Raw genomic sequence first — 24,090 nt, 5'->3', positions numbered from 1 at the left:
GGCCACCCGCAATTCGGGGCAGCCGCAGCTAGGGTTGGCCGCAAGCGCGGGGTCATACTTCGCACCCATGCCTCGTTATGTCGCCTTGCTTCGTGGCGTCAGCCCGATGAACGCCAAGATGCCCGACCTCAAGCGCTGCTTCGAGGAGGCGGGTTTCACCGACGTGAAGACGCGGCTGAGCAGCGGCAACGTCGTGTTCTCCACGCCCCGCTCCGCCGCCATCGCCACGCTGCAGAAGCGCGCCGAGAAGGCCATGCTGGATGGCCAGGGCTACAGCTTCGCCACCACCGTGCGGTCGACGGCCCATCTGCAGCAGCTGATCAAGGCCGATCCCTTCGCCGCCTTCAAGCTCAAGCCCGGGTCCAAGCGCGTCGTCACCTTCCTGCGCGAGCCGCTGGCCGAGAGCCCCGTCGAGCTGCCGGTGACGCACGGCGAAGCCTGCATCCTGGGCCTGGACGGCGGCGAGGTGTTCTGCAGCTATGTGCCCGAGGCCAAGGGGCCGGTCTTCATGCACCTGCTGGAGAAGACCTTCGGCAAGACCATCACGACGCGCACCTGGGACACCGTGGCCAAGTGCGCCGCGGCCTGAGTCAGTCCTCGCCCGACTCGGGCAGGTGAATCAGGCCGGTGTGGAAGTCGTACTCGAAGACCTCGCCATAGCGCGCCCACTCGATGGCCACGCGCAGCACGCGCTCAGCCTCGGCGGCGTCCATGCTGTCCATCAGCAGCTTCAGGAAGGGCTCCTCCTTCAGCTCGCCGTGGGCTTCCTGCTCCAGGCTGGCGCGGATGAAGGTGGCCAGTGGCACATGCGCCAGCAGCTGCTGGCCGAAGATCTCGCGGCGGAACTCGTGGCCGCCTTCGACATAGCGATGGCCCAGCGGCGTGACGATGAGGTCGCCGCCGCTGAGCTGGGCCAGGCCCAGGCGGTGCAGCGCGTCGGCCAGCGGCAGCATGGCCTCGTCGGTGAGTTCGCTCTCCTCGGCCAGCTGGGGCAGGTCGGCGCGGCCGTCGAAGCGTTCGTCGGCCAGCAGCTCCAGCAGGCTTTCCATGCGGCCGACGTCGGCTTCGGGCAGGCGATCGCTGAGATGCGGCTTGGGCGCCTCCTCGACGGTGCCGGCGACGTGAGTGGCGCTCGTCATCAGCCGATAGACCTCGTCGATGAGCAGGCGCACTTCGGGGCTGTCGGCGCGGCGCGGGCGTGGCAGCGTGATGGGCAGCTCGGCGCGCACGCGGCCCGGGTTGCTGGCGAAGATCAGCACGCGGTCGGCCATCATGACGGCCTCCTCGATGTTGTGCGACACGACGAGCATGGCCTGGGTCGGCATCTGGCCGCCGTCCCAGAGGTCGAGGATCTCGTTGCGCAGGCGCTCGCCGGTCAGCACGTCCAGGGCCGAGAAGGCCTCGTCCATCAGCAGCACGGCCGGCTGCATGACCAGGGCCCGCGCCATGCCCACGCGCTGGCGCATGCCGCCTGACAGCTCGCGCGGCAGCGCGCCCTCGAAGCCGGCCAGGCCGATCAGCTCGATGGCTTCGTTCGCGCGGCGCTCACGTTCCGCCGCCGGCACGCCGGCCGCCTCCAGCCCGAGCTCGACGTTCTGCCGCACGGTGAGCCAAGGGAACAGCGCAAAGCTCTGGAACACCATCGCGATGCCGGCCGCCGGCCCGAACAGTGGTTGGCCGCCGTAGCGCACGTCGCCGGCGTCCGCGGGGATCAGCCCGGCCATGATGCGCAGCAGCGTGCTCTTGCCCGAGCCGCTCTGGCCCAGTAGCGCGACGATCTCGCCCTTGTCCAGGCGAAAGTCCACGCCCTCCAGCACCGAGCGCAGGCTGCCGTCGTTGGACTTGAAGCCCTTGGCGACGCCCTTCAGTTCGATCAACGTCGTCATCAGAAATGCATCCTTTCCTCGGCGATACGGTAGAGACGCCGCCAGACCCAGTGGTTCATCGCCATGACGAAGACGCACATGACGCCGATGCCTAAAGCGATGCGCGGGAAGTCGCCCGCCGTCGTCATCTGCTGGATGTAGCTGCCCAGGCCTTGGGCCTGCAGGTGGGTGTCGCCCCAGCTCACGTACTCGGCCACGATGCTGGCGTTCCAGGAACCGCCGCTGGCCGTGATGGCGCCGGTGACGAAGCTCGGGAAGATGGCCGGCAGCAGATAGCGCCGCCAGGCCAGCCAGCCCTTGAGCCCCAGGTTCTTGGCGGCCAGGCGCAACTCGGTCGGGATGGTCGACGCGCCGGCCACGACGTTGAAAAGCAGATACCACTGCGTGCCCAGGATGATGAGGGGCGACAACCAGAGGTCGGGGTCGAGCCTGTACTTGACGATGACGAGGACGGCGACCGGGAAGACGAGGTTGGACGGGAAGGCCGCGAGGAACTGCGCCACCGCCTGCACGCGGCCGGCGATGCGCGGGTTCAGGCCTATCCACACGCCAATGGGCACCCAGATCAGCGACGCCACGGCGATCAGCGCGAGCACGCGCGCCAGCGTGTACAGGCCCAGCTTGAACACATGCGCCGCCTCGCCCCAGCCCACCTCGGTGTGGATGAAGCTGACCAGACGCCAGACGGCGAACAGCACCAGGGCGGCCAGCAGCGCGTCCCAGGCGCGGGCCCACAGCGGGTTGGGATCTTCAGGCCGCGCGCGGATGGAGCGGCCGTCGTAGCTCTTCTTCAGCGGCGCGAAACTGGCCGTGATCCAGCGCCCCGGCCATTGCCCCAGGCGCTGCAGCAGCTGGGTGCGGCGCAGCCAGGTCAGCAGCCAGGACTGGGGCGCCTGCTCGCTGCTGCCTTCCTCGAAGCGGAAGCGGTCGGCCCAGGCCAAGAGCGGGCGGAAGAACAGCTGGTCGTACAGCAGGATGCCGACCAGCATGCCGACGATGGCCCAGCCGATGGCGCCGAGGTCGCGCGCCTCGATGGCCACGGCGATGTAGGAGCCCACGCCGGGCAGCTTGATGTCCTGGCCGGCCACCGAGATGGCTTCCGACGCGACGACGAAGAACCAGCCGCCGCTCATGCTCATCATCATGTTCCACAGCAGGTTGGGCATGGCAAAGGGCAGCTCCAGCCGCCAGAAGCGCTGCCAGCCCGACAGCTGGAAGATGCGCGCCGCCTCCTGCAGCTCGCCCGGCACCGTGCGCAGCGACTGGTAGAGGCTGAAGGCCATGTTCCAGGCCTGGCTCGTGAAGATGGCGAACAGGGCCGCCAGCTCCACGCCCAGCAGGTTGCCCGGGAACAGCGCGATGAAGGGCGCGACGGCAATCGCCTGGAAGCCCAGGATGGGGATGGACTGCAGGATGTCCAGCAGCGGCACCAGCACCTTCTCTGCCGCACGCACCTTGGCCGCCAGCACCGCGAACACGCAGGCGAACACCACCGAGGCGGCCAGCGCCAGGAACATGCGCAGCGTCGTGCGCAGCAGGTAATAGGGCAGGTAGGCGACGTCCAGGCTCAGCGGCAGGGGCACGCCGAGGTGGAAGGGTCGGGCCATCGCCGCCGCGGCCATCGCGAGCAGCACCAGCACCGCCAGGACGAGGGGCAGCAGCGCCCAATCCCAGCGATTGAACGCGGCCTCGACGGCGGGGCGGGGGAAGAAGCGACGGTCGGACATGGTGGCGGGCGAACAGGACCGCGCAGCCTAGTCCGGGCACGTAAGGCGGGTGTGAAGCGCGCCGCCCCGGAGCTTGCGCCCAGCTTGCAGCGCTGCGCCGAAGAACTACGACTGGTTGCAGCTCTGGCGGCTTGAATCAGCCTTGTCGCCTAACGGCACAACTCGTCTCCCCGGCTTGCGACTTGACGATGTATCCGGCGCCTTCTCCTACAGGGATCTTTTGCCTGCGGCCTAAGGTTGTTGACGCGGCGGCGCAATGGGGTGCCGCCCAGGCTCACAGTGAAGGAACAGCCATGTCCAACCAGCAACGCCAATCCGGTAAGCAGCAGCCCGAAAGCGGTCAGAACATCCAGCAGGGTGGTCAGAGCCGTGACCAGAGCCCTGGCCAGCAAAGCCAGGCCGGTGGCGGCAGCCAGACGCCCCAGCAAGGGGGTGGCTCTGCCGGTCGCGACCAGCAAAGCAAGCCCAGCAACCAGCAGGGTTCCAAGAACCGCTGACTGCGCAAGGGGCTGAGGGCGCGGCGCCGTGAGGTGCCACCGGCGCCTTAGCCCGTCGACCGACCAGGCCCTCTGCCGCGCAGGGGGCCTGCCTTATTCGAAGAGGTGGCCGAGGTCATGGTGGCCCATGGACTCGGCCTTGGTGCGCAGGTATTTCTCGTTGTCGGGGCCCGGCTCCGTCAACGAGGCTTCGCGTTCGACGACGTCGATGCCGAACTCGGCCAGGGCGGCCATCTTCAGCGGGTTGTTGGTCAGCAGCCGGATGCGCTGCACGCCCAGCGACCGCAGCATGCAGGCGGCGGCGTCGTAGCGGCGCGAGTCGATGGGCAGGCCCAGTTGGGCATTGGCCTGGATGGTGTCGGCGCCGGCATCCTGCTCGGCGTAGGCGCGCAGCTTCTGCACCAGGCCGATGCCGCGTCCCTCGTGGCCGCGCATGTAGACGATGGCACCGCGCCCCAGGTCGGCGATGCGCTTCATGGCGCTTTGCAGTTGTGGCCGGCAGTCGCAGCGCAGCGAGCCGAAGACTTCGCCGGTCATGCATTCGGAGTGCACGCGCACCAGCGGCGGCTCGTCACCGGTCAGCTCACCCAGGCTCAGCACGACATGCTCCTGGCCGCTGTCGTCCTCACGGAAGCCGTGAATGACGAACTCGCCATAGGGCGTTGGCAGGCGGGTGGAGACGATGCGTTCGATCTTCATGGTGTGGGGCTTCAAGGGGGCATTCTCGCCGCCCCGGGGAAAACCCCGTGTCGCGCAGGTTAGGCTGCCGCTTTTCAGGAGACACGCATGGCCCAGACCGTCCAGTTCAAGCGCCCCGATGGCGCCCCTGTGTCCGGCTATCTCGCCGAGGCCGCCCAGCCCTTGGGCGCCGTGGTGGTCATCCAGGAGTGGTGGGGCCTGAACGACCAGATCCGTGGTGTGGCCGATCGCTTTGCGCTGGCGGGCTTCACGGCGCTGGTGCCTGACCTCTACCGCGGCAAGAGCACCGTCGAGGCCGAGGAAGCCAGCCACCTGATGACGGACCTGAACTTTGGCGACGCCGCCTCGCAGGACGTGCGCGGCGCGGTGCACTACCTCAGGGACCTGGAGCTGGGCAGCGGCAAGGTCGGCGTGACCGGCTATTGCATGGGCGGCGCGCTGACCGTGCTGGCCGCGACGATGGTGCCCGAGGCCGACGCCGCCGTGATCTGGTACGGCATGCCGCCGCTTGAATATGTGGACGCCAGCAAGATCAAGATGCCGCTGCAGGCCCATTGGGCCACGCAGGATGAGTCCTTCCCGATTGCCGGCGTGGACGGCCTGGAAGCGAAGTTCGCCGAGGTCGGTGTGCGCTACGAAGGCCACCGCTATCTGGCCCACCATGCCTTTGCCAACGAGACGGCACAGGGGCCGGGGCGCATTGCCAAGACGCAGTACGACGCGGTGTGGGCGCAGCAGGCGTGGGACCGGGCGATGCGGTTCTTTGGCAAGCACCTGGGCTGAGCGTCGCGCGCCCAGCTCGCGAGACCCACGTCAGTCCGCGCGATCGGGCTTGACGGCCTGGCAGCGCGTGACCAGCTCCCGAGCGCGGCCGTCATAGGCCTCGCGGGCCGCCGGGGATTGCAGGACCTGGCGAGTGAGCAGGGCTTGTCCGGCCGGCGAGGCGGCAAAGGCTTCGATGGCCTTGACTTCGGCTGCCGAAATGGCGGGCAGCGGCTCCGGGGCCTTTTCGCCCAGGGCGGTGTAGATGCCCAGCAAGCCGTGCCTGGCGTATTTGTGTCCCGGGACCGAACTGAAAAACCGGTCGGCCGCCGCCACTTCGCCGGCACTCAGCGACATCGTGACCACCCGTTCGGTCGTCTCGTAGAACTCACTGGGCTGCAGGGCCTGGATGCAGGCGTTCTGCGCGGCGGGCAGGCCGCCCTTGGCCTCACGCTGCTTGGCGGCCAGTTGCACGCCCAGCAGCGCCGACTGGGCGGTGATCTGCGCGGTCGTTGACACGGCCTCGGCGGCGAAGCTGGCCAGCAGGCAGGCCGTCAGCGTGAGGGTGCGATGCATCATGGGGTGGGTCGACTTGAAAACGCGCATTTTGCGGCGCTGGCCACGCTCGCCGCCCGCCTTGGCGCTCAGTCGCTGCGCCGCACCTGCAGCCGCGGCTCGTCCGGCCAGGTGTCTGCGTCCAGGGCCAGTTCATCGGGCCGCAGGCCATCGGCGCGCAGCACGCCCAGGTAGCCGTCGCGCCCTTGCGCCTTGGCGGCATAGAGGGCGGCGTCGGCCAGGCTCAGCGTGGCGTCCCAATCCCAGGCCCGAGGCGCTTCGGGGTCGAGAGGGAAGACGGCGAAGCCGATGGACACGGTGACCGGCAGCGTGCGGCCGTCGGCCAGCGTGAAGGGCTGCTCGCGCACGACGGCGTTGAAGCGTGCCGCCAGCTCGGTGGCGCCGCTGCGTGCGCCGCCGCGGGCCAGGGCCAGGAATTCCTCGCCGCCCCAACGCACCAGCACGTCGCTCTCGCGGAAGACCATGCGCAGCCGGCGGGCGAACTCAACCAGCACCTGGTCGCCCGCGGTGTGGCCGTGGCGGTCGTTGATGCGCTTGAAGTGATCGAGGTCCATCAGCATGACGAGCAGGTCGGCCTCGTCGTCGCGGTGGCGGTCGGGGTTGCTGTGGCGCGGCTCGGTGTAGTGGCGCAGGCAGAGCTGCAGGTCCGAGGTGACCCGCGAGTCCAGGTAGCGGCGGTTGCGCAGGCCGGTCAGCGGGTCGGTGGTGCTGGCCTCGCGCAGCTCCGTGGTGCGCTGCTCCACCAGGGCTTGCAGCGCCGTTTCGCGTCGGCGCAGCTGTGCGGTGCGCCGCGCCACACCCCAGCGCAACAGCAGCCAGGCCAAGCCCAGTAAAGAAAGCGCGGCGGCCGCCTGGGCCCAGCGCGTCTGCCACCAGGCCGGCAGCAGCTCGATGTCGAGCAGCAGCGGGCGGTCGCCCCACACGCCGTGATGGTTGGTGGCGTACACCTCCAGCCGGTAGCGGCCCGGCGGCAGGCCGCCGTAGCTCGCGAAGCGGGCGCTGGCGTCGGTGAACGTCCATTCGGCGTCCCAGCCCGCCAGGCGCATCATGTAGCGCAGCTTGGCCGGGTCGATGTAGTCCAGCGCGGCGAACTCGACGGCCACACTGCGGGTACCGGCCGGCAGCTTCAAGCCTTGCTTCAGGTCCTGGTCCGGCTGGAAGAGCTGGCCATCGCGGCGCAGGCTGCTGACGACCACCGGCGGCGCATAGCGCGAAGGCATGAAGGCCAGCGGCTCGATGACGAGCAGACCACGGCTGCCGCAGAAGAGCAGGCGGCCGTCGGGCAGGGCGGCGTCGGCGAAGAAGCGCGGCGTGCCCATGGGCGGACCCTCGGCGCCGGAGAGCTCGTCCAGGCGATTGGCGTTCGGGTCGTAGACGGACTGCTGGCTCCACACCCGGCCCTTGGCGTCCTCGTGCAGGTTGACGCCGAAGGGCCGGCCCGGCGCCCCCATGCGCTCGCTGATGCGTTCGAAGCGCGCGCGGCCCTGTTCGTCGTAGCCCTTGAGCCGGTGCAGGCCGCTGACGGCGGTGTCCACGTAAAGGCTGCCGTCGCGGGTGTGCAGCAGACCGAGCACGGCAGGAAAGCCCAGCGCCTCGCCGGGCGCGCCCTGCACCTCGGCCAGGCGCTGGCCGTCCCAGCGGAACAGGCCGGCCAGCGCGCCGACCCAGAGCTGGCCGTTGCGGGCCTCCACGCGCAGCGCATGCACGCCGCCGCGCAGCGGCTCGCCATCTGCGCGGCGCACGCGCTCGATGCGGGCCTGGGGCGAAGGCAGGCGGTAGAGCCCGTCCTGCATGCCCACCCAGACTTCACCACTCGGTAATACCAGCACGCGATGCGCGCGCCCGCCCTCCAGCGCCCAGCTGGCGAGCAGTCGGGCGCTGCGCGGTTCGCGGCGCTCCAGGCGGCCGTTGGCCACCAGCCAGACGCTGCCGTCCGGCCCCTCGGCGAGGTTGTCCACCGGCGTGTCGGCCTCACGCGGCCAGCCGCCGACGGTGCGCAGCTGCGCGTCCAGCAGGGCCACCGGGCCGCTGTGCGTGGCCACCATCAGCAGGCCGTCACGGCGGGGCAGCAGGCCGCGCAGGTCGCTGCTGGCCAGGGGGCTGCGGGGGTCGGCGTCGGGGCCGCGCACGGCCAGTGCCGGGTGCTGCTGGTGGCGCTGCAGGCCCACGCCGTAGCCGCCCACCCACATGGTGCCGGTCTGGTCGCGCAGCAGCACGTTGACGTCGTTGCCGGCCAGGCCGCCGGGCAGGTGGGGGTTGTGGCGCAACTGGCGCAGCAGCGCGCCGCTGTCGCCGTCCAGCCAGGCGATGCCGTCGTTCAGGCCGGCCCAGACCGTGCCGTCGGCGCTCTGCGCCAGTGCCTGCACGCCCCCCTTGAAGCGCGCCGCCAGCCAGCGCGGCTGGCCGTTCGCCTCGATGCGGCCGACGCGGCCGTCCACGCTGCCGAACCAGAGCCGGCCCGCGCGGTCTTCCAGCAAGGTGCTGATGCCGACGATGGCGTTGTCGGGCAAGGCCAGCGCCGCCCAGCCGCCCTGCACGTCGCGCCGGGCGAGGCCGCGCCAGTGGCCGGCCCACAGCGCGCCGTCGCGGCCCACGGCCAGCGCCAGCACGCGGCGCTCGGTTTCGCCGTCGACGCGCAGCGGCTCGGTCTCGAAGCGCGCGGTTTTCGGCTCAAAGCGCAGCAGGCCCTGACCCAGTGTGCCGACCCAGACCCGGCCGGCGTCGTCCTCCGCCAGCGCGCGGATGGGCGTGGCGCGCTCGCTGCCGCTGCCCAGCATGCGCACGCGGTCGAACGCAGGTTCGTAGCGCGCCAGGCCGTTGACCTCGGTGCCTATCCACATGCCGCCGTCGGCGGCCGGTGCGAGCGAGCGCACCCAGCCGAGGTTGCGCTGCACGGCCGTGGCGCCCTCGCGTTCGATGGGGCGCAGGCGGTAGCCGTCGTAGCGCGCCAGGCCGTCGCTGGTGCCGACCCAGATCAGGCCTTGCTTGTCTTGCGCCAGGCTGCCCACCACGTCGCGCGGCACCGGGACGTTGGCGAACTGGGGCTCCAGCGCGCTCAATGGAGGCTGGGCTGTGGCCACTCCTCCGGTCAACGCGGTCAGCAGGCAAAGCGCCAGCGTCAGTGTGCGGTGGAACGTTGGCGGCATGGTTTTCATTGTCCAAGCTGCGTCGGCGTCTCCCGCGCCCGATTTACCCGGCCTTCGAACGGCAGCGCGGTCGTCGACTCGAGGACATCGTCTGCCGGCTGGTGCAGTGCATCATGGGAACGCGTTCGCGCAACTGGTCCGGCAACTGTCTCTTCGACGGTGCGACTGCTGGGCGCGCGTCACGAGTGGCAACCTATGCGTTCGACACCAAATTCGAGATCTTCACAAGGCCACATGACGATGGAAGCGATCACGATCACTGACGAGTACCTCACCGAGCTTCGCGAGCGCTTCGAAAAATGGGCCGATTTCCTGAACATGGGTTTCGGCCTCGTCGCGTTCACCTTCGCGCTGGCCTGCCTCGGAACCAAGACGCCAGTTGTCAACGCCTGGTTCAGCATCGCGGTGCTGTCTTTCGTTCGATACAAGGGGAGTCACCTTTTCCCAGCCGAGATTCTTCGGCTGCGCAAACTCGCCAAGGTCGATGAGAAAGCCAGGGTGTTGTTGAAAGGCCTGGAGAGTGAGTTTCTCAGTGTGAAGACGGCAGTTACCACGTATCCAATCTTCCTTATCGGCTACGTGCTCCTGGGCGCCATAGCGTTTAGCCCTGTGCTTTCCAAAGTCATCCCTGGCTTGGGCACCTACGTCGGCATCTGACCTTTTGACAGGACTTTCCGGTTGGAGGCCCGAGAAGGCGCCGGATGGCCACCTGCAAAGGCAAGCACTTCAGAACGCCAGCGCATTCGTCGCCTTCACCTCCTCCATCACCGCATACGTCCGCGTCTCCCTTACCCCCGGCAGCGTCCAGATCACGCTGCCAATGAACTCCCGATACGCGCCCATATCCCGCACCCGCGTCTTGAGCAGATAGTCGAAGCCGCCGGCCACCAGGTGGCATTCCAGGATCTCGGCGCGGGCCTGGACGGCGGCCTTGAAGTTGTCCATCACGTCCATCACCGTGCGGTCCAGGTGCACCTCGATGAAGACCAGCATGGCCGCGCCCAGCTTGGCCGGGTTCAGCCGCGCCTCGTAGCCGAGGATGTAGCCGTCGCGGGTCAGGCGCTTGACGCGCTCCAGCACGGCGGTGGGCGACAGGTGTACGGCTTCAGCCAGCTTGAGGTTGGAAATACGCCCATCGGCCTGCAGCGCGCGCAAGATGCGGGCGTCGATCTTGTCGAGTTTGGTTTCGTCGTCCATCTGGATTTTTGTCGGCCGTTCCTGTAATCCTTGGAATTTAATCCAAGTGAAGCGTCGATAGAGTGCGAAACCTCACCAGGAGCTCTGCCATGCCCACGCCCTTCGTCGCCCCGACCGAACAGCCCCGCCTGCCCGATCCCTACCGGGCCGAGCACGGCGTCGTGCAGGCCCTGGCCGAGCGTGTTGGCGGTGCGCTGGACTGGCCTGGCGTCATCGCCATGGCCGCGCCCTGGGTGGAGCAGGTGCGCAAGAACCCGGCGCCTTTCTGGGCCATGGAATCGCTGCTGCGCGAATACCCCATCACCAGCGCCGAAGGCCTGGCCCTGATGCGCCTGGCCGAGGCGCTGCTGCGGGTGCCCGACGCGCCCACGGCCATTGCGCTGACGGCCGACCAGCTCGGCCGCGCCGACTTCGACGGCGCCAGTGAAGGCAGCCCGCACAAGATGCTGGCCGCGCTGTCGGCCTCGGCCATCTCGATGTCCAAGCGCTTCCTGCCGGGCGCGGATGACGACGGCGGCCTGTTCAAGCGCCTGGGCGCGCAGACCGTGGTGGCCGCCACCGTACGGGCCATCCAGCTCTTGGGCCGGCAGTTCGTGCTCGGCCGCAACATCAATGAGGCGATGGGCGAGGCCGACAGTGCCCGCAAGGCGCAGAAGCAATTGCGCTTCAGCTACGACATGCTCGGCGAAGGCGCCCGCACGGAGGCCGATGCGCTGCGCTATCACGCGGCCTATGTCGGCGCCATCAAGGCCATCGCAGCGGGCCAGCGCGCCGCATCGCCCGAGGCTTCCGACGGCATCTCCATCAAGCTCAGCGCGCTGTTCAGCCGCTACGAGGTGCTGCAGCGCGAGCGCGTCTTCGCCGAGCTGTTGCCTCGTGTGTGGGCGCTGATCGAGCTGGCTGCCGAGGCCAACATCAACCTGACCATCGATGCCGAGGAGGTCGACCGCCTGGAGCTGTCGCTGGACGTGCTGGACACGCTGGCCGCGCGCATCGCCACGCACTACCCGCACTGGCGCGGCTTCGGCCTGGCGGTGCAGGCCTATCAGTCGCGGGCGCTGGCGGTCGTCGATGAAGTGGCGGCCATCGCGCGCAAGCACGGCCTGCGCTTCATGGTGCGCCTGGTCAAGGGTGCATACTGGGACGGCGAGATCAAGCGCGCCCAGGAGCTGGGCCTGACGCACTACCCGGTGTTCACGCACAAGCAGCACACCGACGTCAGCTACCTGGCCTGCGCCCGCGCGCTGATCCAGCATGCCGACGTCATCTACCCGCAGTTCGCCAGCCACAACGCCGGCACCATCGCGGCCATCGTGCAGATGGCCCGCTCCACCGGCGCGCCGTTCGAGATGCAGCGCCTGCACGGCATGGGCGAGGGCGTCTACCGCGAGGTGCTGAAGGACGGCAGCATCCCCTGCCGCGTCTATGCGCCGGTCGGCGAGCATCGCGACCTGCTGGCCTATCTCGTGCGCCGCCTGCTGGAAAACGGCGCCAACTCCTCCTTCGTGCACCAGTTGGCCGACCCCAGCGTGCAGGTGCCCGAGCTGCTCGGCTCGCCGCTGGCCGAGGTGCGTGCGACGAGCGCGCTGCCGTTGCCGCCGGCCCTCTACCTGGACAGCGAAGGCCGCGGCCGCGCCAACTCCACAGGCGCCGACCTGACCGCGCCGGCCCAGCGCGTGGCCTTGCAGGTCGCGCTGGAGACGACGCCTGTGCGTGCCGTCCCCGAGGCTTCTGCCGCCGAGGTCGATTCCACAATGAACCGCCTGCACGCCGGCTTCCCCGCCTGGAACGCCACGCCCGTCGCCCAGCGCGCCACCATCCTGCGCCGCGCCGCCGACGACCTCGACGCCCGCCTGGCCGAGTTCTGCGCCCTGCTCGTCAAGGAAGCCTTCAAGACCCAGGCCGACTGCGTCGCCGAGGTGCGTGAGGCCGTGGACTTCCTGCGCTACTACGCCGACCAGGCCGAGAGCGATGCCGCGCTGATGCAAGGCCGCGGCGTCTTCGTCTGCATCAGCCCGTGGAACTTCCCGCTCGCCATCTTTGCCGGCCAGGTCGTCGCCGCGTTGGTTGCCGGCAATGCGGTGGCCGCCAAGCCGGCCGAGCAGACGCCTTATGTCGCGCTGAAGATGGTTGAGTTGCTGCACGCCGCCGGCGTGCCGGCCGATGCGCTGGCGCTGTTGCATGGCCCCGGCGAAACCGTCGGCGCCGGCCTGGTCGCCCATGCGCGCACGGCCGGCGTCTGCTTCACCGGCTCCACCGTCGTCGCGCAGATCATCAACAAGGCGCTCGCCGCCAAGCCCAACTCGCCGATCCCGCTGATCGCCGAGACCGGCGGTCTGAATGCGATGGTGGTTGACTCCACCGCCCTGCCCGAACAGGTCATCGACGCCGTCGTGCAATCGGCCTTCCGCTCCGCCGGCCAGCGCTGCTCGGCACTGCGCCTGCTGTGCGTGCAGTCCAGCATTGCCGAGGGTGTCATCGAGATGCTCAAGGGCGCGTTGTCGCAGCTGCATGTCGGCCAGCCCGCGCAACTGGCCACCGACGTCGGTCCCGTCATCGACGACGAGGCCCATGCCAACATCAGCAAGCATGTCGAGCGCCTCAAGCGCGACGCCAAGCTGCTGGCCGAGGCGCCCGTGGCCGAGGCCATGCCGCGCCAGATCCGCCCCGTCGCCTTCGAGCTGCCGCGCGTGTCGCACCTCGGCGAAGAGATCTTCGGCCCGGTGCTGCACGTCGTGCGCTTCGAGGACTCGGTCGACGACGTCATCAAGGAGATCAACGCGCTGGGCTACGGCCTGACGCTGGGCATCCAGACGCGCATCGACAGCCGCGCCCAGCGCCTGGCCGACGAGGCGCGCATCGGCAACGTCTACGTCAACCGCAACATCATCGGCGCGGTGGTGGGCGTGCAGCCTTTTGGCGGCGAAGGCCTGTCCGGCACCGGCCCCAAGGCAGGCGGCCCCGACTATCTGCGCCGCTTCTGCGCCGAGCCCCAGCTCGACGCGCCCTTGCCGACCCTCGCGATGGACGGCCGCAGCGAGGCCTTGGCCGTTGCCGCCGACGCCGGTTGGCGCGACACGCCGCTGCTTGAGCGCATCGCCACGCTGCGCCGCGCTGCCGACACGTTGGACGCGCCGACCGCTCTCGCCTTGCGCGGCCTGTTCGTCGCGGCGCAGGCGCAGTTCGCCGACATCGTGCTGCCCGGCCCCACAGGCGAGAGCAACACGCTGCGCCACCACGCCCGGGGCGTCTTCGCCGTGCTCGGCCGTGACGAAGCGGGCCTGGCCGCGGTCGTCAGCGCCCTGCTGGCCGGCAACAGCGCCATCTGGCTGGGCGGCGACGAACGCGCCCGCCAGGCCCTGCTGCGCGCCGGCCTGCCGGTCAACGCGCTGACGCTACTGCCCGACGCGACGCTGCCGGGGCTGCTCGCCGCGCCGCAGCTCGCTGGCGTCGCGCTGGCATCGTCCGACTCCGCGGCCGCCCATGTGCTCGCGCAAGCCCTGGCCACGCGGGCTGGGGCCATCCTGCCGCTGGTCACTGGCGCCGGCCATGTGCGCCAGCTCTACCGCTTCGCGGCCGAGCAGACGCTGACGGTCAACACGGCGGCAGCTGGGGGCAATGCGGCCCTGCTGGCAGGGGTGCGCTGAGGGCGCTTGACGCAGCGGCCTGCGGCATCAATGCGGCGTCATTGTGGGATTGGGGCTCGCAGGCAGGTCGCCGGCGCGGTGGGGTGGTCCAGCTCGAAGACCAGGCGCTTGTCGAGCTTTGCGGCCTGCACCGCCTTGCCGAAGAACTGCTGGAAGAGCTGCTCGAACGACCCGTCCTTCTGCGCGCGCCGCAGGCCCTGCTCGATGTGCTCGGCCAGCTCGGTGTTCTGCCGGGCGACAAAGAAATAGCTGCACATCGGGTAGTGCAGCGCCAGGTGCGATTCAACGGCCAGGCCCAGGTGGCCGTAGTTGCTCAACTCGCCGTAGATCTCGCCGACGCCGCGCGGCAGGTAGCGAAAGCGCTGCGCCGCCAGCATCGTGAACAGGTTCTCGTAGCGCGCGGCGGCGACGACAGGCAGGCCGTTGCTCTGCAGGACGCCCGTGTCGACCCATTCCCTGACCAGCCCGGCTGGCAGCGCCTTGAGCTGCTCCAGCGAACGGATGCTCTCGAACTGGCCTCGGTCGTCCTCGCCGATCAGGAAGATGCGCCAGCCGAGGATGCCCTTGTCGACCGGGATCCGCACGGGCAGATAGTCGCGCTCGAGCTGGACCGTGGTCGGTGCCCAGACGACGTCGATATCCTGCCCCGCGGCCATGCTTACGAAGGCTCGCACGGCCACGCTCGGCTTCGCGGAGGGCTGCACGGCGAAGTGGCCATCCGCCTTGCCCAAGGCCAGCTTGAGCAGGCTGGCGTAGTAGTCGCCGCGCTTGTCTCCGGCGGCACCGGACGAGGGGTAGGTCACGACCTGCGGCGCGCCAGGCGAAGGTTCGGCCGACGCGCCGAACCCGCCAAACCCTAGCAGGGCCGCGCTGGCGAGCGCTAGCGCCCGGATTGCGGTGTGGGTCACCGATTGCCTGCAATCACGCATTTTTCAGGGAGCCAATTGGGAATCGCGGTGAGCAGCATGGTGGCCGGCGGGCCATGACGGGAGGCGAGCTTGCCATGCGCGCGACCGTACGCCACCATCCCCCCACACGCCAGCCGTTCGGCGTGCAAGGGAGAAAAAGAATGTTCCCATGGTTTTGGCTCTGGGCGCCGCAGTTGCGCCTGCCCTTCAGCGGCGACGTGGCGCAGGACATCGAGCCGCGCCTGGACTGGTTCTTCGCCGGCATCAAACCCCAGGCGGGCAACGCGCGCATCGAGGCGCGGGCCTTCGACGTGGCGAGCTACGGCGACCAGCTGGGCGTGATCACCCAGCTGTTGATCGAGATGGCCGAGCGGCAGCCGGCCGAGGCCCAGGCCGCGTCCGCGCCACTGCAGGAGCTGCGCCGCATCCACGGCGAGATCGAGGCGATCAAGGCGCAGGAGTGTGATCGCGAGCTGGCCGAGCTGCAGGCGCGCATCGGCCTCCTCGAGAGCCGTCGCCGGCCTGCGAGCTGAGCCCGCGCGCCCAGGCCAGGCCTGAGCGCGCGGCGCGATGAACCTTTTTGTGGATCCTCCGACTACAGGTTGCAACGAGGAGGATTCATGAAGGAACTCAATGCCGGTATTTCCATGGCCCGTCTGGCGCCCCGCTTCGCCGTGTTCGCGCTATGGCTGCCGCTGGTGGGCACAGCCGCGCCAACTACGCTCATCGATCCCCAGGATGCACCACTGATCGCCACGGATGGCACCGCGTTCGTGGTTACTCGCGGGCGCGTGCGGGTTCCGGAGTTGCGTTCAGAGCCGGAAGGTCCTGCCATTGAATTGGCGGTGGTGCGTGTACGGCGTGCCGGTGCCGACGCCGAGAAGGCCCATGTGATCCTGGCGGGCGGCCCCGGCGATTCCGGCGTCAGGCAGGTGGTCGATCTGGCCAGGCATGGTGGCGCGGCGCTGGCGGAATTCATCGATGGCGACCTGGTTGGCATCGACCAGCGTGGCGTGGGCGCCTCCACCCCGAATCTGCGCGCCACGATGCGCTATGGCTTGCCACTCGACAGGCCGGCCTCGGTCGCCGCCTGGCTGCCCTTGATGGAGCAAGCAGCGCGTGCCGTCGCCGCAGAGATGCGTGGGCGCGGCATCCGCCTGGAGGCCTACAACACCGAGGAAAGCGCCGACGACGTCGATGCGGTGCGCCAGTCCTTCGGCTATGGCAAGGTGACCTTGTGGGGCCGCAGCTATGGCACCCACCTGGCGCTGGCCACTGCGCGGCGCCACCCGGGCGCGGTCGAGCGCATGGTTTTGATCAGCCCGGAAGGGCCGGATCACACATGGAAGCTGCCGTCGCAGGTGGATCGGGTGCTGCTGCGCATCGGCGAACGTGCGGGCGCGCCTGGGATGACCGGGCAACTGCGCGCCGTCATCGCCGGGCTGGCGCAGTCGCCGGTGGAGGTGGCTGTGACTGATCCGGCCACCGGGCAGGAAGCCAAGGTGGTGATCGGGGCGATGGACGTGCAGTGGGCGATCACGCAGACCATTGGCGATCCGCGCGCGGTCGCGACGCTCCCCGCCGCCGTGCAGGAGATGAGTACCGGCAACTTCCGGCGCGTGGCCCACATGAGCCTCTTGCTGCGGCGCCAGCTCGGCATCGATTCAGCCATGAAGCACATGATGGACCTGAGCTCGGGAGCGAGCGCGGCGCGCAGCGCACGGATCGAGGGCGAGGTCGGCAGCGCCCTGCTTGGCGACACGATGAATTTCCCGGGGCGCTATCTGCACGCTGCGTGGAATGCGCAGCAGCTTGGGGACGCGTTCCGTGAGCCGGTCGCGGTTCCGGTCCCCACGCTGATGCTGGTGGGCGACCTGGATGCACGCACGCCGGTGGAAAACGCACAGGAAATCGCTGCCACGCTGCCGCAGGCGCATTTGGTCGTCGTGGAAAACGCGGCGCACCAGTTCGACGTGTTCGGGAACGCAGCCATGAAAGCGCTGTTGGGCCGCTTTGTCCGCGGCGAAACCGGCCTGGACCCGCGCATCGCCTTGCCCCTGCCACGCTTCGAAAAGGTCGGCTCGATCCGCACTGAAAGATGACAAGCCCACACCGTGAGTCATCCATGCACAACCCGCTCGCTGACGAATTGCTGGTGATCCGCTGTCAGCTCGGCGAACGGCCGGCCTTTGATGAACTGATCGCGCGTTGGCATCAGCCGTTGTGGCGTTATGCACGTCAGCTTTCAGGCAATGACGCCGCCGCCGATGACGCTGCGCAGGAAGTCTGGCTGCGCGTGTTGCGCGGGATCTCCCGTCTGCGCGAAGGCGCCAAGCTGCGGTCCTGGCTGTTCGGCATTGCACACCGGGTGCTGATGGACCGGCTGCGTGAACAATACAAACAGCCGATTTGTGTCGACACCGATATCGAGCTCGAAGAGCAGCCCGGCGACGACGGCGCGCTCGCCCTCGAATTCGAACTGGCCGCCATGCTGGAGGCGCTGGCGCGCCTGCCGCCGGTTGAGAAGGAGGTGCTGACGTTGTTCTATTTGCAGGAGCTGTCGCTCGACGAGGTTGCCCAGGTGCTGGACATCCCCATCGGCACCATCAAATCCCGGTTGCACCGGGCCCGAAAAATACTCCGGCATCAGCTTGGCATCCAAGGAGTGCAGTCGTGAATCCCGCTTCCATCTCCGCCTTGGCCAACCGCGAGCTGTCAGCCAAGTCGCGCTTCGGCCATGTTGCGCTGTTGCTGGCTGCATTGGCGATGTCGGTCGTCGTCGGCTCGCTGTGGCTGACCGAACCCGCATTGCCGCGACGGACCGTGATCGCCTTCGCCGCCATGACCGGCATCGGCCTGTGCTGGGTTGTCTATGCCGTGTGGGTGCTGGCGTCGCGCCGTGTGCTGCTGGCGTTTCAGCAAGTCGTTGCGGCTCGCATGGCAGTCGGGTTCAGCGCGGTAGCGCTGGCTGGCGCCTTGGCCCTGGGAATGGGCGAACGCATCGCGGCGGCATGGCCAGCGGCGGCCGTGTTCGCCGTGATGCTAGTGATTGCTGTCATCACGCTGGTGCGCGCGCGCGGCAAGCACAGGCAGCTGACGCAGCGGCGCGCCGAGCTTGAACGCCAGCTTGGCTCTTGAAGGAGTGCTTTCGGCTGGCCGCGCCAAAGGCAGCCGGACAAGAAAAGGCCCTCTGCGGGTGGCGAGCCACCGAGAGGGCCAAATCCACCCAGGGGCGGTGGAGGAGACAAGCGGTATTGCGACGTTGCAATGTTGCGGCGCAGCATAACCGAATCCGGGCTGGATTTGTGTAACGGCGCTGCTCACCAAAAGTGAGGCGCGCGGGCGTCAGAAGAAGGCATCGAGAAAGCGGGCGGCCCGGTCGCCGAGCGCGACGATCTTGTTCGTCGCCTGGCGGTAGAACTTGAAGTTCAGCTCGGTTTCGGGCCGGCCGTCGCCCCAGTTGGCAAAGGGCTTGAGTTCGGCGCGGCCCAGGCGGCGTTTCACAAGTGCAGCCCGCTTGACAGTGATGCTGACGCGCGGCGTCTGGCGCTCGATGCCCGGCTTTCTAGGCATGGCCTCAGCGGACGTGACCACGCCGCGTGCAACCAACCCCACGCCGCCCTCGTTCTCGCTGGCGAAGAGGTAGATCACATCGCCGGTGGCGATGCGCTTGCCGCCGTACATCGTCTTGTGCGCCGCAAAGGTCCAGGTGCCGGCCTGCGTGTCGGCGATCTCGGCCTTGATAGCGTAGTTCAGACGTTCAGGCACGCGAATCTTGTTCGTAACGGCGCTCGCCGGTTTGCGGGTTGTAGAACACCAGCATGGTCTGCCCGGATTCCGGATCGACGAAGCGCTCCTCGGTCTGCTGCCAGTCGCCACCCGGCGTCGCGTCGCGGGACCGGTAGCGCCAGCGCTCCACCAGCACGGCGGCGGCAATGATGCAGCCCCAGATCGCGAAGGGCGCCGCGTCGCGATGGCCGGCCAGGCGCGCGCCCAAGCCGATCATGCCGGCCGCCAGTGCCACGATGAGCAACAGGTTGCGCAGCATGGCGTCAGGCCGGCAGTCGCTCGACCACCACGGCCGTGCCGTAGGCGACGATCTCGCTCATGGTCTGGCCCATCTCCGACGAATCGAAGCGCATCATGACCACGGCATTGCCGCCCATCAGCTGGGCGTTCTTGACCATGCGGTCGATGGCGTGGCGTCGCGCCTCCTCCAGCAACTGCGTGTACTCGGTGATCTCACCGCCGACGAGGGAGCGCAGCCCCGCCATGATGTTGCCGGCCAGCCCGCGGCTGCGCACGACGACGCCAAAAACCTGGCCCTTGACCTCGACGACGCGGTGGCCGGCGAGGTTCTCGGTGGTGACGATGATCACGCGACTCTCCTTGTGATGTTGGGGTGGTGTGATCCTGAGCGCATGGGCGTTAGCAAGGCATAAGTGAAGCCGGGCATCGGTCCGCGGCATAGCCATCTCGCAGTGGAATGGGCGGATTTTCGCCACGCCGGACAATCGAGCGCGATGACGACGACGCCGCCACCCGACCCCGATCCGATGCCCCTGCCGCCGCCAGAGCCTGACCTGGACGCCTGCTGCGGCAATGGCTGCGACCCCTGCATCTTCGATCTCTACGACCTGGCCAAGGACGAGTACCGCCAAGCCCTGCGGGCCTGGCGCGAGCGCCATCCGCAGGCCAGTTGAATCAAGGACAGCCCCATGTGCCGCAACATCCGCACCCTGTTCAACTTCCAACCACCGGCCACTGAACTCGAGATCCGCGACGCTGCGCTGCAGTTCGTGCGCAAGCTCAGCGGCTTCAACGTGCCGTCCCAGGCCAACGCGGCGGCCTTCGACCATGCAGTGGCGGCGATTGCCGACGAGGCGCGTGCGCTGATCGCTTCGCTCGTGACGACCGCCGAGCCCAAGAACCGCGAGATCGAGGCCGAAAAGGCGCGGGTTCGTTCTCAGGCCCGTTTCGGCGGCCCGGGGGGATGATCCGCGCGCGTCGGTCCGGCGCAGCAACTCCCCGAGGAACTCCATGCCCAAGCTGATGTCGCTCGTCGTCTGCATGACCGTGCTCACCTGGCTCAGCGCTCTCATGGCCAGTCTCATCCGAGCGCAGGCCTGGACGCCCAAGGGCTTGATGCTGGCCATGGGCAACCGCGACCACATGCCCGAGGCCACGCCGCTGGCCGGCCGTGCTCAGCGCGCGGCGGCCAACACATTGGAGAACCTGCTGTTCTTCGCGGCATTGGCCCTGGTTGCGCAGGCGTCCGGCGCGACGGGCGAACGCGTGCTGCTCGGCGCCCAGGTGTTCCTGTGGGCCCGTGTGGCCTTCCTGGCCGTGTACCTGGCCGGCATTCCCTACCTGCGCACGGCGGTATGGACGGTCAGCATCGTGGGGCTGGGCATGATGTTGAGCGGCATGGTCTAAGGGAGCGCCGAACAAGCCCTCGCGCGCAGCGCATCCCCGCTTTGGGCGGCTTGCGGCGTTGCAAATGCTCGCCATAGCCTGAGCTATGACTGTGCTTTGCGCCTGGCAATCCATCCCAAACCAGGGCGCGCTGCATCGCACGGGCTTATCCGGCGCTCCCTGACGCACAATCGCCGCGCCCCGGCTCCCCAGACATCGCCATGCGCCTGAAGATCGCCCTGTCCTTCGTCGCCCTGCTGCTGCTCGTTGCGGCCTGGTTCGCCTTCGCCTGGCGCTGGAGCTATTCGGACGGCGAGCGTGCCGGTTGGGTGCAGAAGCTCTCACGCAAGGGCTGGGTCTGCAAGACCTGGGAGGGCGAGCAGGCGCTGGTGTCGCTGCCGGGCACGGCCAGCGTCGAGAAGTTCTACTTCACGGTGCACGATGAGGCCGCAGCCCAGGCCATCAACAAGCTCATGGGCCGGCGCGTCAACCTGCACTACGAGGAGAAGGTCGGCCTGCCGGGCTCCTGCTTCGGCGAGACGCGCTACTTCGTCACCGGCGTGACGCTGGTTGATGAAATCTCGCTGTCGCCGGGCGTTGTCGTGCCAGTCGCCCCGAACGCACCCGCATCGGCGGCCAGCCAGTAAGCGCCTCTCGACGAGCGCGTCGGCCATGTCGCCGCCGCTGACGCCAAGCCCCGTGGCCGGCACTGATGACATGACTGGACAGCGTTGTCCGGCGAAACTAGCGGGATGTCCTCGCTGTTCCAACCGCTTCTTCAATCGGTGACATCGCGCTTCGAGCGCCTCGTCGACCCCTATCCGGAAACCAGCGGCGCGGCGCCGCCGGCGCGCTTCTTCGCCTTCCTGTGGCGCTGCGCGGACGGCGTTCGGCGGCATCTGCTCGCGGTCACGCTGTTCACGGCCGGCATCGCGGCGGCCGAGGCGCTGCTGTTCAGCCTGATGGCCTCGCTGGTGGACTGGCTGGCCACCGTCAAGCCTGCCGAGCTGTGGAGCCAACCCCAGCCCGTCATCGTCATGCTGCTGGCCGTGCTCGGCGTCAGCATCGTGCTGGCCAGCGTGCAGGCACTGTTGAAGTACCAGGGCGTGTTCGGCAACTTCCCGATGCGGCTGCGCTGGATCTTCCATCGCCGCATGCTGGCCCAGAGCCTGGCTTTCTTCGGCGACGAGTTCGCCGGCCGCATCGCCACCAAGGTCATGCAGACGGCCCTGGCCGTGCGCGACACCTGGCTCATCGTCGTCGACATCCTCGTCTACGTGGCCGTCTACTTCGGCACGCTGGTCGGCATCGTCGCCAGCTTCGACGCGCGTCTGATGGCGCCCTTCGGCGTCTGGCTGGCGCTCTACATCGTCGCGCTGCGCTACTTCGTGCCGCGCCTGGGCAAGATCGCCCAGGCCCAGGCCGACGCGCGCAGCCTGATGACCGGCCGCATCACCGACGCCTACACCAACATCGCCACCGTCAAGCTGTTTGCGCACGGCCGGCGCGAGGCCAGCTATGCCAAGTCGGCCATGCAGGACTTCATGACCACGGCCTATGGCCAGATGCGCCTGGTGACCGGCTTCGAGATCGTCAACACGCTGCTGTCGGCCCTGCTGGTCGGCAGCACGGCGCTGCTGGCGCTGTGGCTGTGGGGCGTGTCGGCCATCGGCGTTGGTGCGGTTGCGGCGGCCACGGCGATGGGCATGCGGCTGAACGGCATCTCGCATTGGGTGATGTGGGAGATGGCGTCGCTGTTCGAGCACATCGGCACCGTGCAGGACGGGCTGGCCACACTGTCCAAGCCGCAGCTGATCGCCGATGCGAGCGACGCGGCCGCGCTGACCGTGGCGCACGGTGAGGTGCATTTCGAGAACCTGCGCTTCGCCTACCCCAATGGCAAGGTCGTCGTCGATGGGCTGGACCTGCGCATCAAGCCGGGAGAAAAGATCGGCCTGGTCGGCCGCAGCGGCGCGGGCAAGAGCACGCTGGTGAACCTGCTGCTGCGCCTGTACGACATCCCCGAAGGCGGTGGCCGCATCCTGATCGATGGCCAGGACATCCGCAACGTCACCCAGGACTCGCTGCGCCAGCACATCGGCATGGTCACGCAGGACACCTCGCTGCTGCACCGCTCGGTGGCCGACAACATCCTCTACGGCCGCCCAAGCGCGAGCCAGGCCGAACTGGAGCGCGCGGCCGAGCGGGCGCACGCCGACGAATTCATCGCCACGCTGTCCGACCCCAAGGGCCGCACCGGCTTCGAGGCCCATGTCGGCGAGCGCGGCGTCAAGCTCAGCGGCGGCCAGCGCCAGCGCATCGCCATTGCCCGCGTCATGCTGAAGGACGCGCCCATCCTGCTGCTGGACGAAGCCACCAGCGCACTCGACAGCGAGGTCGAAGCCGCTATCCAGCAAAGCCTCTACACGCTGATGGAAGGCAAGACGGTCGTCGCCATCGCCCACCGGTTGTCGACCATCGCCGCGCTGGACCGGCTGGTGGTGATGGACGCTGGCCGCATCGTCGAGCAGGGCTCGCACGCCGAGCTGCTGGCGCAGGGCGGCATCTACGCGCGGCTCTGGGCGCACCAGAGCGGCGGCTTCCTAGGCCTCGAAGATTGACCAGCGCCCGTCACGCCGACGCAGCAACTGCTGGGTGATGGCGCCCTTGGCATCCGGGCCGATGCGCCGGCTGGCCTCGCGCAGCGCGGCAATGCCCTCGGCCGAGTTGGCGTCGCAGAAGGCCAGCACATCGCGCGACGGGATGGCAACGACAGCGCCGTTGGGCGTCTTGTCGGCAAACAGGTGGTCCCACAGGCCGTCCAGCAGCACCAGGCAGGCTTCGTGGTCGCCGTCCAGCAGCAGGCCGTAGTAGGGCGGGTGGTCGACCAGCCGCAAGCCGGGCTCGCCCTTCACGAGCTTCATCAGGTTGGACAGGGCCTGGCGATGCAGCACATTCAGGTTCATGCCGGCCGCGCGCATCTCGTCGCGGCTGACCGACACCCAGTGCGAGCCGGCGTCGACGTGATACCCCACGGCGAAGACGCCGGCGCACGCCCGGGTCGGCGGCATCATGCCGGGCTCGTTGGGGATGTCTGGTGGCAACTGGCCAGGCGCCACCTGCATCCGCAGCTCCTGTCCATCGGGCCCGACGCCGTCGGCGACGCCGCGCAGCACCGGCAGGGCCTGCTGGACCGGCGCGCGCTGGGCCGCCGGCGTGGCCGCCGCCTCAGGGCCGCGCCGCCGCTCGCGCAGCTCGGCCTGGCGGATGGCGGTGGCCAGCTCGGCCCGCCGCGTCTTGGAGGCCTGCCACACATACAGCGGCGCCAGCAGGCTCAGGAAGGGCATGGCGCAACTCAGGAACAGCGGGTATTTGACAAGCGGCGAGGTGCCCAGCACTGGCGCCGCGCGGCTGATGATCCAGGGGCCGAGGAGCCAGGTTCCCATCCAGCCGACCACGGCCAGGGCCGTCGTCTGTCCGAGCAGGCCGATGACGGCCGCCAGGGTCAGGCCGAACAGCCCCCAGACCGGTCGCTCCAGCGAGCGCAGCAGTTCATCCTGCAGCAGCAGCCCATCCAGTTCGTCGCTCGCGCCCATGCCCTCTCCGTCGGTGGCCGCGGAGTTTAATGAG

Annotated in this window: 25 protein-coding genes; 14 read left to right on the top strand and 11 right to left on the bottom strand. The window is 68.8% G+C overall.

Annotated features, from left to right (window positions below; all coding sequences use genetic code 11):
- Positions 1–67: 67 nt before the first annotated feature.
- The gene (locus ACXJLH_RS12655; protein ID WP_457444426.1) at positions 68–589 is read left to right on the top strand and encodes a DUF1697 domain-containing protein; all 522 of its coding nucleotides are present in this window, start codon (positions 68–70) and stop codon (positions 587–589) included.
- Between the two features lies 1 nt (position 590).
- Here ACXJLH_RS12655 and ACXJLH_RS12650 read toward each other — a convergent pair whose 3' ends face one another.
- Together ACXJLH_RS12650 and ACXJLH_RS12645 are read right to left on the bottom strand one after the other, a co-directional pair.
- A complete protein-coding gene (locus ACXJLH_RS12650) occupies positions 591–1,889 on the bottom strand; it encodes an ABC transporter ATP-binding protein (protein WP_457444483.1) in 1,299 nt (432 codons plus the stop codon).
- Positions 1,886–3,613 carry an ABC transporter permease gene (locus tag ACXJLH_RS12645; protein WP_457352026.1) on the bottom strand — a complete coding sequence of 576 codons (1,728 nt, stop codon included), beginning with the start codon at positions 3,611–3,613 and terminating at the stop codon, positions 1,886–1,888. Before ACXJLH_RS12645 ends, ACXJLH_RS12650 begins: the two co-directional genes overlap by 4 nt.
- Before the next feature lie 293 nt (positions 3,614–3,906).
- Here ACXJLH_RS12645 and ACXJLH_RS12640 point away from each other — a divergent pair, with 293 nt between their 5' ends.
- Positions 3,907–4,110 carry a hypothetical protein gene (locus ACXJLH_RS12640; protein WP_056201093.1) on the top strand — a complete coding sequence of 68 codons (204 nt, stop codon included), beginning with the start codon at positions 3,907–3,909 and terminating at the stop codon, positions 4,108–4,110.
- Between the two features lie 93 nt (positions 4,111–4,203).
- On the opposite strand, the gene ribA is transcribed toward ACXJLH_RS12640, so the two are convergent.
- Positions 4,204–4,809, bottom strand: a complete 606-nt coding sequence (gene ribA, locus ACXJLH_RS12635) for a GTP cyclohydrolase II (protein WP_056201090.1) — start codon at positions 4,807–4,809, stop codon at positions 4,204–4,206.
- An 87-nt stretch (positions 4,810–4,896) separates the two neighbouring features.
- On the opposite strand from ribA, the gene ACXJLH_RS12630 reads away from it, so the two are divergent.
- Positions 4,897–5,592 carry a dienelactone hydrolase family protein gene (locus tag ACXJLH_RS12630; RefSeq protein WP_457444424.1) on the top strand — a complete coding sequence of 232 codons (696 nt, stop codon included), beginning with the start codon at positions 4,897–4,899 and terminating at the stop codon, positions 5,590–5,592.
- Positions 5,593–5,622: 30 nt separating this feature from the next.
- Here ACXJLH_RS12630 and ACXJLH_RS12625 read toward each other — a convergent pair whose 3' ends face one another.
- Together ACXJLH_RS12625 and ACXJLH_RS12620 are read right to left on the bottom strand one after the other, a co-directional pair.
- Entirely contained in the window at positions 5,623–6,147 is a 525-nt protein-coding gene (locus ACXJLH_RS12625) for a hypothetical protein (protein ID WP_457444422.1), read from the bottom strand.
- Between the two features lie 68 nt (positions 6,148–6,215).
- Positions 6,216–9,293, bottom strand: coding sequence for a ligand-binding sensor domain-containing diguanylate cyclase (locus ACXJLH_RS12620; protein WP_457444420.1), 3,078 nt, complete (start codon positions 9,291–9,293; stop codon positions 6,216–6,218).
- A gap of 240 nt (positions 9,294–9,533) precedes the next feature.
- On the opposite strand from ACXJLH_RS12620, the gene ACXJLH_RS12615 reads away from it, so the two are divergent.
- Positions 9,534–9,950, top strand: coding sequence for a hypothetical protein (locus tag ACXJLH_RS12615; protein WP_157281882.1), 417 nt, complete (start codon positions 9,534–9,536; stop codon positions 9,948–9,950).
- A 69-nt stretch (positions 9,951–10,019) separates the two neighbouring features.
- On the opposite strand, the gene ACXJLH_RS12610 is transcribed toward ACXJLH_RS12615, so the two are convergent.
- On the bottom strand, positions 10,020–10,490 hold the full coding sequence (locus ACXJLH_RS12610) for an Lrp/AsnC ligand binding domain-containing protein (protein ID WP_457444418.1): 471 nt from the start codon (positions 10,488–10,490) through the stop codon (positions 10,020–10,022).
- An 89-nt stretch (positions 10,491–10,579) separates the two neighbouring features.
- Between ACXJLH_RS12610 and ACXJLH_RS12605 the strand changes: the two genes are divergently transcribed.
- A complete protein-coding gene (locus ACXJLH_RS12605) occupies positions 10,580–14,137 on the top strand; it encodes an L-glutamate gamma-semialdehyde dehydrogenase (RefSeq protein WP_457444416.1) in 3,558 nt (1,185 codons plus the stop codon).
- A gap of 38 nt (positions 14,138–14,175) precedes the next feature.
- Here ACXJLH_RS12605 and ACXJLH_RS12600 read toward each other — a convergent pair whose 3' ends face one another.
- Complete coding sequence (locus tag ACXJLH_RS12600; RefSeq protein ID WP_457444414.1) at positions 14,176–15,045, bottom strand: hypothetical protein; 870 nt, start codon at positions 15,043–15,045, stop codon at positions 14,176–14,178.
- 161 nt (positions 15,046–15,206) lie between these two features.
- On the opposite strand from ACXJLH_RS12600, the gene ACXJLH_RS12595 reads away from it, so the two are divergent.
- From ACXJLH_RS12595 to ACXJLH_RS12580, 4 genes are all read left to right on the top strand, one after another.
- Entirely contained in the window at positions 15,207–15,578 is a 372-nt protein-coding gene (locus ACXJLH_RS12595) for a hypothetical protein (RefSeq protein WP_457444412.1), read from the top strand.
- Between the two features lie 87 nt (positions 15,579–15,665).
- Positions 15,666–17,147, top strand: a complete 1,482-nt coding sequence (locus ACXJLH_RS12590; protein ID WP_457444410.1) for an alpha/beta fold hydrolase — start codon at positions 15,666–15,668, stop codon at positions 17,145–17,147.
- Positions 17,148–17,170: 23 nt separating this feature from the next.
- Positions 17,171–17,722: an RNA polymerase sigma factor gene (locus tag ACXJLH_RS12585; RefSeq protein WP_056201067.1), complete on the top strand. Its 552-nt coding sequence runs from the start codon at positions 17,171–17,173 to the stop codon at positions 17,720–17,722.
- The gene (locus ACXJLH_RS12580) at positions 17,719–18,183 is read left to right on the top strand and encodes a hypothetical protein (protein WP_457444409.1); all 465 of its coding nucleotides are present in this window, start codon (positions 17,719–17,721) and stop codon (positions 18,181–18,183) included. Before ACXJLH_RS12585 ends, ACXJLH_RS12580 begins: the two co-directional genes overlap by 4 nt.
- 207 nt (positions 18,184–18,390) lie before the next feature.
- On the opposite strand, the gene ACXJLH_RS12575 is transcribed toward ACXJLH_RS12580, so the two are convergent.
- Genes ACXJLH_RS12575 through ACXJLH_RS12565 form a run of 3 tightly spaced genes read right to left on the bottom strand, consistent with a single transcriptional unit; the run spans position 18,391 to position 19,424 of the window.
- Positions 18,391–18,801: a hypothetical protein gene (locus tag ACXJLH_RS12575; RefSeq protein WP_457444481.1), complete on the bottom strand. Its 411-nt coding sequence runs from the start codon at positions 18,799–18,801 to the stop codon at positions 18,391–18,393.
- A 4-nt stretch (positions 18,802–18,805) separates the two neighbouring features.
- Entirely contained in the window at positions 18,806–19,093 is a 288-nt protein-coding gene (locus ACXJLH_RS12570; RefSeq protein ID WP_457444407.1) for a hypothetical protein, read from the bottom strand.
- Between the two features lie 4 nt (positions 19,094–19,097).
- A complete protein-coding gene (locus ACXJLH_RS12565; protein ID WP_056201061.1) occupies positions 19,098–19,424 on the bottom strand; it encodes a YbjQ family protein in 327 nt (108 codons plus the stop codon).
- Positions 19,425–19,568: 144 nt separating this feature from the next.
- Between ACXJLH_RS12565 and ACXJLH_RS12560 the strand changes: the two genes are divergently transcribed.
- From ACXJLH_RS12560 to ACXJLH_RS12540, 5 genes are all read left to right on the top strand, one after another.
- Positions 19,569–19,748: an oxidoreductase-like domain-containing protein gene (locus ACXJLH_RS12560; RefSeq protein WP_457323724.1), complete on the top strand. Its 180-nt coding sequence runs from the start codon at positions 19,569–19,571 to the stop codon at positions 19,746–19,748.
- A 15-nt stretch (positions 19,749–19,763) separates the two neighbouring features.
- Entirely contained in the window at positions 19,764–20,042 is a 279-nt protein-coding gene (locus ACXJLH_RS12555; RefSeq protein ID WP_457444405.1) for a DUF2277 domain-containing protein, read from the top strand.
- Between the two features lie 43 nt (positions 20,043–20,085).
- Positions 20,086–20,481: an MAPEG family protein gene (locus ACXJLH_RS12550; protein ID WP_457444403.1), complete on the top strand. Its 396-nt coding sequence runs from the start codon at positions 20,086–20,088 to the stop codon at positions 20,479–20,481.
- A gap of 200 nt (positions 20,482–20,681) precedes the next feature.
- On the top strand, positions 20,682–21,107 hold the full coding sequence (locus ACXJLH_RS12545) for a hypothetical protein (protein WP_056201050.1): 426 nt from the start codon (positions 20,682–20,684) through the stop codon (positions 21,105–21,107).
- A 138-nt stretch (positions 21,108–21,245) separates the two neighbouring features.
- On the top strand, positions 21,246–23,081 hold the full coding sequence (locus tag ACXJLH_RS12540; protein ID WP_457444479.1) for an ABC transporter ATP-binding protein: 1,836 nt from the start codon (positions 21,246–21,248) through the stop codon (positions 23,079–23,081).
- Here the strand turns inward: ACXJLH_RS12540 and ACXJLH_RS12535 are convergent.
- Entirely contained in the window at positions 23,064–24,056 is a 993-nt protein-coding gene (locus tag ACXJLH_RS12535; RefSeq protein WP_457444402.1) for a hypothetical protein, read from the bottom strand. The two genes, ACXJLH_RS12540 and ACXJLH_RS12535, sit on opposite strands and share 18 nt — an antisense overlap.
- Positions 24,057–24,090: the final 34 nt, after the last annotated feature.

This window comes from Roseateles sp. P5_E4, assembly GCF_054049255.1.
This window is presented reverse-complemented; position numbering and strand designations above follow the sequence as displayed.